The sequence below is a fragment of the Vibrio ezurae NBRC 102218 genome, from assembly GCF_000467185.1.
GTDB lineage: Bacteria > Pseudomonadota > Gammaproteobacteria > Enterobacterales > Vibrionaceae > Vibrio > Vibrio ezurae.
Window position 1 is genome coordinate 1 of the sequence record NZ_BATM01000025.1, and the last position, 12,055, is coordinate 12,055.

General features: G+C 44.0%; 8 protein-coding genes. 3 read left to right on the forward strand and 5 right to left on the reverse strand.

The genetic code is table 11. The features are described 5' to 3' along the window. Positions 1 to 73: 73 nt before the first annotated feature. Both VEZ01S_RS09510 and glgX read right to left on the reverse strand, forming a co-directional pair. Positions 74 to 1,912: a sensor domain-containing diguanylate cyclase gene (locus VEZ01S_RS09510; protein WP_021713826.1), complete on the reverse strand. Its 1,839-nt coding sequence runs from the start codon at positions 1,910 to 1,912 to the stop codon at positions 74 to 76. 274 nt (positions 1,913 to 2,186) lie between these two features. Continuing rightward, the gene (gene glgX, locus VEZ01S_RS09515; RefSeq protein WP_021713827.1) at positions 2,187 to 4,187 is read right to left on the reverse strand and encodes a glycogen debranching protein GlgX; all 2,001 of its coding nucleotides are present in this window, start codon (positions 4,185 to 4,187) and stop codon (positions 2,187 to 2,189) included. A gap of 603 nt (positions 4,188 to 4,790) precedes the next feature. Here glgX and lamB point away from each other — a divergent pair. The 3 genes from lamB to VEZ01S_RS09530 all read left to right on the forward strand — a co-directional run bounded on the left by lamB (position 4,791) and on the right by VEZ01S_RS09530 (position 7,944). Continuing rightward, entirely contained in the window at positions 4,791 to 6,029 is a 1,239-nt protein-coding gene (gene lamB, locus VEZ01S_RS09520) for a maltoporin LamB (RefSeq protein WP_021713828.1), read from the forward strand. Positions 6,030 to 6,231: 202 nt separating this feature from the next. Continuing rightward, positions 6,232 to 7,044, forward strand: coding sequence for a MalM family protein (locus VEZ01S_RS09525; protein ID WP_021713829.1), 813 nt, complete (start codon positions 6,232 to 6,234; stop codon positions 7,042 to 7,044). 258 nt (positions 7,045 to 7,302) lie between these two features. Next, a complete protein-coding gene (locus VEZ01S_RS09530) occupies positions 7,303 to 7,944 on the forward strand; it encodes a tetratricopeptide repeat protein (RefSeq protein ID WP_021713830.1) in 642 nt (213 codons plus the stop codon). A 35-nt stretch (positions 7,945 to 7,979) separates the two neighbouring features. Here VEZ01S_RS09530 and VEZ01S_RS09535 read toward each other — a convergent pair whose 3' ends face one another. The 3 genes from VEZ01S_RS09535 to VEZ01S_RS09545 all read right to left on the reverse strand — a co-directional run bounded on the left by VEZ01S_RS09535 (position 7,980) and on the right by VEZ01S_RS09545 (position 11,761). Then, positions 7,980 to 10,064: a YjbH domain-containing protein gene (locus tag VEZ01S_RS09535; RefSeq protein ID WP_021713831.1), complete on the reverse strand. Its 2,085-nt coding sequence runs from the start codon at positions 10,062 to 10,064 to the stop codon at positions 7,980 to 7,982. A gap of 98 nt (positions 10,065 to 10,162) precedes the next feature. Continuing rightward, positions 10,163 to 11,131 carry a hypothetical protein gene (locus VEZ01S_RS09540; protein WP_021713832.1) on the reverse strand — a complete coding sequence of 323 codons (969 nt, stop codon included), beginning with the start codon at positions 11,129 to 11,131 and terminating at the stop codon, positions 10,163 to 10,165. Positions 11,132 to 11,203: 72 nt separating this feature from the next. Then, positions 11,204 to 11,761: an outer membrane beta-barrel protein gene (locus VEZ01S_RS09545; RefSeq protein WP_021713833.1), complete on the reverse strand. Its 558-nt coding sequence runs from the start codon at positions 11,759 to 11,761 to the stop codon at positions 11,204 to 11,206. Positions 11,762 to 12,055 lie beyond the last annotated feature (294 nt).

The following is a 12,055-nucleotide window of genomic DNA, read 5'->3' on the forward strand; positions in this document are numbered from 1 at the left end:
AACAAAGATAGTGCACAATGAGACGGACTACCTTGTAAGATATAAAAAATATCTTACAAGGTAAATGCAATACCTAAATGGTCACGTTCATAATGGTCAGATTCTTACCTTTTTTCTTACTGCGTTCTGTTGCTTGTAATGAGGTAGTCAGTGTTTGATCAACTGAGAGTTGCAGTTGGGAGACACCAACGCTGACGGTGAAGCGAATGGTGCTATTATCAAATTTAAAGCGATGCGTTTGCACGGCATCTCGCAAGCTATCAGCCAATGAGTAGGCCATTTGCTGATTATCCGCATGATAGAGTACACAAAATTCATCACCACTGACCCTTGCTGTGGATAAGGTGAAAGCAGAAGGGAAATGCGCACTAATGATGTCGGTCAACTCCAGAATAAGTTGATCACCGCACGTATAACCATACTGGTAATTCACTCCTTTTAGATCATCCACATCCATCGTTAGTAAATACACGTCTTTATGATCTTTATAGCGGCTAATTTTATTGCGTAAGGTAAATAAATTGTCTTGGTTAGTGGCACTGTCGCGCAATGAAAGTTGGCGATGAAGCAGTACATTGCTCAGCGCTGTTTCAATATAAGTGCGCAGTAATTTTACTAAACTGGCGTATGTGCGAGTACGGCTTTCGACAAAAATAACGCCTAGTAAGCCACTGTGTCCTAATAGCGGAAGGCGATAGAAGGCCTTGTCTACTTGTATTTGACTGGCGAGAGGGTCTTGTTCGATGTTACGTATATACTGAATGTCGCTGCTGAGTAAATCTAATGCATACTCTTTATCCATGCTTATGGCATGTTCTTCACCGGAGTGACCGATACTATAAAACGTATGGCTATCATGGTTATACAAACACAGCTGAACCCGATGGCGTGAGCAAAACCTTGAAAGCAATACGTTGACTTGCTTTCTAAATTCATACAAATCCGTCGATCGTGCCAGTTTGGTCAGCTCAATTTGTAACTCTCTATTAAGGTAGTTGTAGGCCACCACGATCAACAATAGTGTGGCCGTTAGCACGAAAATGAGAAGCAGTGAATAGCTATGAGAAAACAGAGCAGAACGTGATGTTGCTGAAAAATAAATCCAATTTAGGCTGTTTCTTGCGTTGTAAACCGCCAGTTTAGGGTCACTTTTAAAGAAATACGTCACCTCTCCTGATGGATCGTCATTGACCATATTATCTTGGGGGTCGAAGCTAAACTTGGGTTGCTTGGCAAAATAGTAGCTAACGGGAGCGCTGCGATCATCTTGTATCACTTTTCCTGCAACCGCATAGCGATATACGCTTGCACTTTTCCCTATGCGGTCTGGATTTGGATGCAGCAGAATTTTCCCCGTCGCGCGATCAGCGACAAAGACATTCCCAGTACTCATAGTCTGTAAATCAATGAGTGTTTGGCTCATGTACCACAAGTCATACTCGATGACATATTGCTCTAACCGTTTAGGATATTTTTCACGAACGGCGATAACCCAACGGTTGTTACGGCTTTGATAGAGGTTGGATACTTGATAGTTGTTGTGCATGAAGCTCATATCCGTCCAGGTCAAGTTATCCATACGGATACGTTTAGGCTGGCTATGATTGTGTTGGGCGATATCAATGTCAGACTCAGAGAGTGCGGTTTGTTTTTTAGGGTTGTATCGCAGAATATCGTTATAGTTTTCAGTGCTATAAATCAGCTCAATAGCTTGTTGGTTGGCTTCTTGTTCGTTTTTTAAGAGTAAGGCTTTATTCAAAGAAGTGATGCTGCTACGGCTGCTTTCTAATTGTGTTTGGATGAGTTTGGTCGCAGTTCTCAAGTTAGCATGAGACTGTGAAATCACTTCGCTTTCAACTTTATGATAATGTTGATAAGCCACATAAATTAAAATGGTAACGAGTACAACCACATAGGGTCGGAGAAGACGTATGATTGTTTTTGGTAAAGCCATATTGTTTGTTGTCTATTGTGTTTGACGGAAAACGTCAAAACATGAACCGATTATTTTTTGTTCAATTTGAGTAGCTGGCAATCATATACAAATTGCAGGGCTGATCAAGCTGAGTGTGTTCATATTGGCGCAAAATGATATTTACGATATCTAGTGCACGATTGTATGTCATTGTGGATTAACTGCAATAATGATCTCAGAGTAACTCTGAGATCATTGCTTGTTATTTTAGTTATGCTTCAAGTACTTCCTGTTTAACAGGCAGAATCTTGAGTGGTCCTTGAGCTTTCAAAATGAGCATAGATTGAGGTTGTACTAGGGTATCTTTATCTATCTCGCCTTGACCAACCTCGGTTTCAGCGGTATCGCAGATGAGAGACCAACGCTCAATGCCACCCTCTGGCAACCTAAAGCGAACAGGCGTTTGTGACTGATTAATATAGTAAAGTAATTCAGCACCATCGGTCGCAATTCCCAGTTTTAAAGATACGGCGTTCAGCTGATTCCAATCGTTCATCTCCATCAAGTTTCCGTCTGGGCGGTACCAGCTGACTCGGTTGTCATTGCGAGTTTCGCCACTAAATGCCTCAATAAACGGAATCATATGTTCATGGCGCGCCGCTATCATGTTGGATAACCATTGCTTGAATGATTGCTGTCGTTCTTCAAGTTGCCAATTTAACCAGCTGATTTCGTTGTCTTGGCAATACGCATTGTTATTGCCTTTTTGACTGTGTGATACGACGTCAGCCGTCAGAATGTGAGGGATGCAAAATGAGAATAACAAGCTACTCATAAAGTTTCGCTTACGCTTTTCTCTCAATGCAATAGTCTCAGGGCTTTGGGTTTCGCCTTCTATGCCAAAGTTATCTGAGCGGTTGTCGCCGTGCCCATCGTGGTTATTTTCACCATTTTCTTCGTTGTGTTTCAGCTGGTAGGACACTAAGTCCTGCATGGTAAAACCATCGTGATAAGTAATGTAGTTGACGGTCATTTTATGTGGCCAACGGCTCGCGCTATAGATATCTCTTGAGCCCATCATGCGAGTGGCAAACTCTTTTAAAAAACCTTGGTCGCCACGCCAAAAACTGCGTGTAATATCACGAAACTTGTCATTGCATTCATTCCAACCGTCAGGGAAATTGCCAACTTGATATCCGTTTGGACCTATATCCCATGGTTCGGCAATTAACTTTGTTTCTTTTAATACAGGGTCTTGAGCCACAGCTTTAAAAAACGCGGCTTCGCGATTAAAGTTGTCGCCATTTCGTCCTAGTGTGGCGGCCAGATCAAAGCGGAATCCATCAACTTTAAATTCTTGCACCCAGTAACGAAGCGTATCCATCACCAGAGTTAATGCGGGTTGATAGTTTAAATCGACTGTGTTGCCACACCCAGTGAAATTAGCGTAGTGACAGCCATGTTTTAGGTAGTACCGTTCATCGAGCAGTTTTAGATTAAAGACTGGACCACCATCACCACTTTCTGCGGTGTGGTTGTAAACCACATCCAAAATCACTTCAATCCCGTTTTTGTGCAGCTCTCGAATGGTCGTTTTTAACTCATGGACTGCATCCACTTCGGCGTATCGAGGATCGGGTGCCATAAAGACAAAAGGGTTGTAGCCCCAATAGTTAACCTTATCCATGTTCAGTAGGTGAGGCTCATGCATGCAAGCCGCAACGGGAAGTAATTGTAGGCAATTGATGTTTTGCTGTTTGTAAAAGCTCAGCATCTCATCGCTGACGAGTCCAAGGTATTTCCCTCGCTGTGCCACTGGCACATTTTTATTCAGCTTGGTTAAGCCTTTGGTATGCGTTTCAAATAATACAATTTCAGAGCGTGTGAGGCGTGGGTGCTCTGATTGTTGCCAATCAAATTCTGATGAGGTGACAACGGATTTCGCCATGGACCAATTGGTCTCATTTGAGAATGGCGTTTGATAACTAAGTGGCTTGCTGATGGCTTTAGCGTAAGGGTCTGAGAGAAGGATTTTTTCGTTGTTTTGGTCATAGACAATAAAGCCATACTCTTGACCGTGAGTTACCCCTTCAATGTAAATGTGCTTAATGCCCGCATAGCTACTGGTGATAGGGTAGGCGGTGAATTCTCCGTTGGCATCAAAAAGCGCCAAAGCGATGTCTTTGCAACTTGGGGCGTGAATAGAAAAGTTACATCCACATTTATCTAACTCAGCGCCCAGCGGATAGGGACGCGATTTATTGCTACTCATTCTTAGTTAATATCTTTTGTTTATTTTGTGAATGGTTTGAGTGATACGTTAAAAGGTTTAATCTTTTAACGCAATAGGGATTGTGCCCTTGACGCTGTTCTAAGCCGTATTTTAGTTAAAATATTGAGTTGTCACTCTTTTCCTTATCGGTACTGATACGCTTGAGCTAACCTTTTTAAAAATTGAGCTGATCTAAGCAAAATGGTGGCACGGCAGAGAAGATGACTTTGCAAACGATCGACATCACGAATTTCATTTTCATATAAAGATTTTTAACTGACTTAGCCGGGAATTAAATCGAGATCTGGATCTATCTTTGTGGATTTTTGATTGTGATCCCTATCGTTGGAAAGTGAAAATCTCCTCCTTAAATGTGTGATCGAGACGACAACCCGCTTGAACTACGCCTTTGAAAAATTCTCTACTTCCCCCACGATTTCAAAGAAGGAGGAGGACTACGTTAATCCCAAATCGCACTACCATCAGTCCGTCAAATAAAAACAGTTGTGTACTGGCATTCTAAATTGGCTGTATTAACGGACGGACTGTTAATCAAGGAAGAATGTATTAGAAAAATAATAATCGTTTCGGGAGTTAACGAGAATGAAAAAGGTAAACCTACTAACAGCTGCAGTCTCTGCTGCTCTACTTTCAACGTCTGCACTCGCTGTAGATTTCAACGGTTACATGCGCGCTGGTACTGGCATTAGCGGTAACAGTGGTTCAGATGTTTCTGTAAACAAAAACGGTATTGGTCGCCTAGGTAACGAGAATGACAACTACTCTGAGTTTGGGCTTTCTCAAGATTTGCAAACCGGTGAAATAAACTGGCGCATTGAATCCATGATTGCCTCTGGGGCGCCCGGCGCAAATGGCTGGGAAGATGCAGACTTTAACGTGGCGCAGTTTGCCGTTAAAGCGAAAGGTGCGTTAGCTTTTGATCGCGGTGCAACGCTTTGGGCAGGTAAAACTTACTACCAACGTAAAGACATTCACATTACCGACTTCTACTACCTAAATACATCGGGTACGGGTGGTGGTATTGAAAACCTCTCTATTGGCAATCAGAAATTGTCTCTTGCGCTGATCCAAGATGGTGACAATACAACGGTTGGCACCGATCCAAACAACAGTGATTCTTCGGGTTATATCTTAGATGCTCGTTTAGCAAACATTGGCCTATGGTCTGATGCGAGCTTAGAAATTGCATTGGCCTATAACTTTGCAATGGATAAAGATACTGGTGGCGCTGTTTCAGAACAAGCGGATGATGGTTTACTTGCAACTGCGATTCTTCAGCAAGGTCTTAGTAATGGCTTCAACCAAACCGTATTCCAGTACGGTACAGCTGGCTACGGTGTACAAGCGGCTAACTTCTGGGGCTCAGGTTCATACTACGCTCGTGGCACAGACCAATACAACGATTCAACGGGTTACCGTTTGATTAACTGGGGTGTGATTTCAATGGGCGACTCTTGGGAAATGGGTCATCAGTTAGCATACCTAGCAGGTCAAGATATCGGCGATGGTACAGGCCAACAATACGATATCGATCAATACTCGGTAGTGGTTCGTCCTATGTATAAGTGGAACGACACAATGCGCACAGTATTTGAAGGTGGTTACAACGCAGGTGAACGCCTAGGTAACGGTAGTACTGAAGACTTCGGTAACGCGAAATTCACCGTCGCTCAAGCTTGGGCAATGGGAAGCAGCTTCTGGGCTCGTCCTGAAATCCGCGTATACGGCTCTTACATCTTAGATACAGAAAATGATGATGCCTTTGGTACAGGTAACGACACTGAATACGTGGTAGGTATCCAAGCGGAAGCATGGTGGTAATCACAGTCCATTGATATGAAATAGCGAAGTAAAATGGCCGACTTGCCGTCGGCTATTTTTTTAAGGGCTTTAGTGTGAACGATTTGTTATAAAAGGACGTTCTTTTTAAAGTGATTAAAAAAATAAAACCCATTCCTGTCATCAAGCAACCGACTTGATTGACAAGTTAATGACTACGATTGGTATAACAATGGAGATCCCCATGAAATTACGAGCTTTGTTTTTGAGTTGCTGTGTGGCTCTAACAGGGTGTGCTACGCAAGAGGCGCTTCATCAAGTGGGCTCTGAGGCGGTAGTAACATCGGTGGCATCTCTCAATACATCTCAGTTTAAACTGGATACACAAGCACTGGTGACCATTGATAAATATACCCAAGTGTTAAGCACCCCTTTGATTGACAGCCCCGTGGTGGCCTTTGATATTCCCTCAGATCGCGGACCGCTTGATATCTCTATTACTAGCAATATGACCAATAACGCATTCTTTTCTCCAGAGGTGCTGATTGTTGATCATGCTGGGAATGTGATTGATAAATACGATGCCTCGGAATTCGAGTACCGTCGTCCTCGTTTAGCATGGGGAGATCGCTTAGTAGCCGAATTTAGACTCACCCCACCGGTGGCGCAAAAAACCGTCACTATGCTGATTTATACCACGGCAGCAGAGCTTGCGAAAACAACCGATCGAATTCACCCAGCCAGAGCGATGGCAGAGGGGAAAGGCAATTATTTGCCAGAAGTTAAGGATATTCCAACGCCCCATGTCAGCACGGGTCAATTGTTGGTTGAAGTAAAAGGGGCCGACTCAGGGTTATGGAAAAATGAAGAGACTCATCAGCTTGATGCAACCGTTGAGAAATCAACGCAGGAATATTACTACAACGCCATTCGGAAAGCGGTCGATGAAGATAATATGCCCAAGGCATTGACGTTGTTAGACGAAGCCAAAGAATTACAGATAAAAGGTGCTCAACAAGTGTACATTGATGCTCTTGAAACGCACAGAAGCCAGTAATATGACTGTGTGAGCACTTAATTTAATTATAAAATTTGTTCTGTCCTATTAGCCAGAGAAGGGAGACCTTGCTCTGGCTTTTTTTATGCTGAGCTAGCGAGTTTGCCACTTGTACAAAGAATGAGCGCATATGAACTATAATAAATAGATATCATTACGCCAGACAGTGCTCAGCAGACACATTAATAGAACAGAAATAAACGAGAGTGTGCACATTGCTGGTGGTATGGGTAGGAGTTATATGGATAGGGGTTGCGCATGTTAACAGTCACGGAAATGATGGCTTCAGGGATAGCGATTTTACTGTTTATGGTCCTATTCTTAGGTGTTGCTCGAGGGTTGGCAAAGCGCTCTGAGCGTGCTGAACAACGAAGAATAGATACGGAAGAACAAGCCAAGCAGGCGGAAGCTGAACGCGTAAGAGCCCATAAGGAGAAAATTGCACTGGCTGATAATGGCCATCTGCCCACTCAGTTAGCGCTGGCTAAAATGAGCGAAGCGAAGCAGCCTAAAGAAGCCATCTATTGGTATGAAAAAGCCGCTGAGCAAGACAGTATTGAGGGCATTGAAGGGATTCTTAGGGTGTGTAGGCAAACTAATGATGAACTGATCTCTCAAGATAAACATCGTTATTGGACAAATGCGTATGACGCGCATCATGGGGATGAGCAGGCCGTATACGAACAAGGGATTGCGTTATTTGAAGGCTTTGGTATTGCCAGTAATATGGACAAAGGCATCCAACTGATTGAGCACGCTGCAAATAAGCGCTGTGTGAGAGCTCAAATGTTTTTAGCACAGTGGTATCGTTCACCAGAAAATCCGATGGCCGATAAAGAAAAGGCACAGATGTGGGAAGGTATGGCAGAGCGTATTAATCTGGATGGCGAGTCAAAATAGGGAGCCTATACGGATAGGCCCCCGATAGAACAGCTTTATTCGTACACCACTTCGTCTAGGTAACGTAAATACGCATTTCTTAGACGTATAGGATTGTTTTCGAAGTAATTGGGGTTGAGTCTGGCTCGATCATAATACTGCCTGTCTAAATTATGGTAATTACTGGCCGTTTTACCTAAGCCAGTATTGAGCTTATTATGAGTTTCTCCTACGCGTGTTTGTACGCTAAAGTTCCACTCACTTGTACCGCGTACTGTGATAGGCTGCGGACGCATTCCACGCCAAAAGGTCAGAGGAACGGAGACGTTAAAGGTGACAAATTGCTCACTTTCACTGTTAAGATAACTGGCATCTAAACGAGTGTCTCCAAGCCAATGGCTAGAGGTCGCTTTTACTCCTTGATCACCACCCCAAAATTCACCGCCTTGAACTTGCATCTGCCAATTCCATTGTGCAACCGATAAACGATAGTGGGCTAACATCGGAGTACGGGCTTCAGGATCGGTGCTTTCGCTCGCGGTAAAGTAACCGGCTTCAAAACCTAAGTTATGCATTCCTTGCGGGCTATACCATTGGGTTTCATTTTGTCCGCCATAATAATCCCCGCGAACTAAACCTAAGCTAAATTGCGTCATCATATCCGCAGGAAGGTTAAAGGCTTGATGAAACAAGGCGCGGTCTATTTGGTTTTCCAGTGCGCCTGGCTCATAATACCCGTCGTCATAATCATCGCTGTTAGTGATAGGTAAAATATGGCGCACATCGATAGCGCCGCCTTTCCATAAAGGTGTGTACAAGTTGGTACCTAGGCCAATGGAGTAGTCAAAGAAACCATATTCAGTGGCTACGGCATAATTCATTACTGGCGCAAAAGTAAGTTCGCTATAACCAAATCCGTCGTTACTGACTTCGTAGAGCCAAGTAGTCATTGCCAGTTTATCGGTGAGGTTTTCAGAGGAAAATGCCGTGTGAGAACATTCGGTGCCGAGTTGCAGAAAATCACGATAACATTGTAATTCGGTATTGATAGCCAACATTGGCAGTTTGTTTTTCAGTAATACCAAATCCACTTTTTGCGCCTTGCTAGTGCCTCTTGGAAGATCAGAAAACACCCCTTCGCCGGCATAGGCAGAAATAATGCCCAATGCAACTCCCGCACCGTCCATCGCATTGTGTAAATAACGTTTATTTTCTAACGCAACGACCAAGGTATCGAGATTGCTACCTACTCGGATATTGACGAACCCTTCTTGCTCTAATTTACCAATAAGTTGGGTAAGACTGCTGGCTTCGTTTTGTGTCAGCTGACTTTTCAGTTGTGCTTGAGTATCAGGTTTGAAGTCAGAGTATTTTTGGCGAGTGAAGGTATCTCCAAAGAAGGGCACAGACGCACTCACTCCCCATAAGGTTTGATCTTGATTTTCATGTCCAGAATAGAGCTGGTATTGAGCGGCCAATTGAGCCCCATAAGGAAGAAGATCCTTTGGGGTCATGACACGCACGGCAGCGTTAAATTCTTGAGCGTCGTATTCGCCAGCGAACTGGAGAAAGTCAAAGGGTTGCCACTCGGCGCCCGCAAATGCACCATCAAGAACGCCAAGGCTGAGCTCAGACTTTCCATAACCACCACTAAGGCGAAGATTTAATGCGTCTATTTCAGTATCGGCAACCACAAAATAGGCATCAAAGTTACTAGCAGCGCCGCCAATATCTTGAGCGCCAAATGCTAGGTTAAACCCTAAGAATTCTTCTAAATACGGCATCTGAAGTTTAGCGGTAGCGGATAGATCGCGAATGCCACATCCGGTGTCAAAGTAACCATTACAATCGTAGGTTGATGTAACGATACGACTGCCGACTTCTAAGTGAGGAAATACCCCTGCATTCACATACCAACTATCTAGCTCGGCAATGCTATTTTTATAGGGAACGCCTTGGGCAAATTGGGCACTGCCGCGCCCTGTTGCTAGAGTTTGTGCGTTGGGGGTAAAAATAAGTCCGCTAAAACCTTGTTGAGAAGGCAAAACATCCACTTGAGCCAATGCAGGATAACAGAGACTGGCGAGTAAAGAGGCACTCACTGTGCGAGAAATAGCCGGGACAGATAATTTAGTGGGCATAGGAACATCCATATCCTAAGAATCAGTTGAAGTGTGAGTAGAGCGAGTCAGTGTGGATAAACAACGCCTCTATTAAGAGGCGTTGTTTAGGGGCTTAGTTAGCCTTCAGTTCCACCGGTACCACCTGTTGGCGGTAGCTCTTCTTCATCCACTGGAGGGATGTCTGTTGGTGGTAAGTCGTCAGTGATCGCTTCACCTTCTTGTAGTGCGTCACTACCACCGATTGAACTTGGAGGTAAGTCAGCTTCAGGGTCCGGATCGTCTGCAACTTTTTCGTCGAAGAAGTCACTGTCATTTAGATCTTCGGTATAGTCGACATAGGTCGGATTGCCGTCGGCATTGGTTGGGAAGTTCTCTTGCGCCGCTAAAGAGGTGGCTATGGTTTGCGTCACATTCGCGATGTCCGCCACGGTACGTGTTTGACCGCTCTCTGCTTGTGCAGCTGCACCGACAATGGCATCAGAAAGAATCATAGTCGAGGCTTGGACATTGGTTGAGGTAGTGTCATCCATGCTATCTAGAGCGGTTTGTGGATCGCTCAGTAGCAATTGTTTTTGCTCACTAGATAGTGTTGTTCCTGCTGGCAGAGTTGCGGCAAAAACTTGGTCGATGATTTCATTCACCGTTAAACCAGATGTGTCTTCTGCAATGGCTTGTGCAACCAGCGTGGTATATGGCGTACCTGCAATCGGTTTACCTTTGGTGATAAGCTCTCCAGGTACTGTATACAACACCTTGGTCATTTCTTTACCGTTGCTCTCATCGATAGCGTCTTGGGTACCACCGCCAACGCCAAAGCGAGATTCACCAAAGAAGAAATCACACTGTGTCGGATCTTCATCAAAGAGAGGGAAGTTGCCCTTACCTATATTGATTGTGCCTTGACCACCAGTTTCGCCGACAAACTCCTCGCCATCACCACAATCCATATACGTATCTAAAAAGCGAATTGCGCCATCAAAGGCTTGTACAGAGGTGCTAGTTGGTTCGACTCGGTTTTCGTTATCACTGCCACATCCAGCAAGTAGAACGCCACTGACAGTTAATGCAATTAGTTTATATTTCACGATATTCCTCCTGAGTGAAACAAATCCTCTCCATCCATCTTGGAGAGCAATTAAATGGTATTTGTTTGGTGTTTAGTGCCAGTGATAGATTGCTGCGATACCGAAGTAGTTGATATCGGGACCACCTACATCGTTGTACCATGTGTAATCTAAAGCGCCGGACCAGTGTTGATTGAACTTGTACTCTAGCCCCATACCTAAATGAGGAGTCCATCCAGTATCACTTTCAGCAACGTTTGAGCCATTGGCATTCCAGTCGTACCATTGCGTGCCTACTTTTCCGTAAATAGAAATGTTTTCGACAACGGTATGAGAAAATTTAGCAGTAAAGTTAATGGTTTGTGCATCATAGCTTCCCGAAACATCGGTAAGATCGGCTTCACCAAGGTTTTGGTAGCCTAATTCAAATGCAAGCCATGGCAGCGTATGTAGGCCGACAAAGGCACCCCAAGCAAAGTCAGGATCGTCGACACTAGTGACATTGGTAACACCGGTGCCGAGTCCGCCCCAGTTGGTCAACCCTATATTGACTCCCCCGTACAAGTGGGAGTGAAATGCAGTGTTTTCTGTTGCAAGTGAAGCACTTGGTATTGCTAATAACATTGAAGCAGCTAAGCAGAGTTTTTTCATCGGCTGAAATCCCTATCAGTAGACATTAAAAAAGCATATAGATTACACATCTATATTCATATTAACTTATTGTTTAACCGAAAGGTTTCATTATTTTTAACTATATGTGAAAACTGTAAATCAATTGTTGTGAATTCAGTGTCACATCACATTTGTTAAATTTCTATATCGATTTAATGGCGAAATTGGCTTTTATGGATTACGGCGTATGTTTGTGCGTTCTCTTTCAGTAAGCTGAGCAAGAATCGGGTTGAGTCTCTTTTCATTTAGACTCACACTTACCGCCTCTGATGA